At 66.0% G+C, this 303-nt stretch carries 1 pseudogene; it reads left to right on the top strand.

Features of this window, described 5'->3' with window-relative positions:
• Nucleotide 1: 1 nt before the first annotated feature.
• Nucleotides 2-303 (top strand): annotated as a pseudogene (locus tag EN818_RS31785) (AraC family transcriptional regulator); the annotation flags it as partial.

Raw genomic sequence — 303 nt, 5'->3', positions numbered from 1 at the left:
CATGACGGACGCGATCAGGCTCTATTGGGGCCGGTTCGGACATGTCTCTGTGCTGAATGTCGCCAACGACTTCGTCACCCATGCCCATGGCGAGGCGCATCTCATCATCTGGCTGGAAGGCACGGCCGGCGAAATGACCATCGGCCGCGAGACGGTGCGGCTTGGACCGTGCACGGCAGCCGGCATCAATTCGTTCCAGCCGCACAGCCACGCGCTGTCGCATGACGGCAGGCCCGGCCTGTTCCTCGCCTTCTACATCGATCCTGACTGGGCGCGCCGGCGCCGCGACCTGCCCTCCTCGGC

This window comes from Mesorhizobium sp. M3A.F.Ca.ET.175.01.1.1, from assembly GCF_004791945.1.
GTDB lineage: Bacteria > Pseudomonadota > Alphaproteobacteria > Rhizobiales > Rhizobiaceae > Mesorhizobium.
The sequence above is the reverse complement of the archived record's forward strand: the minus strand, read 5'-3'. Positions and strand labels throughout refer to the sequence as shown.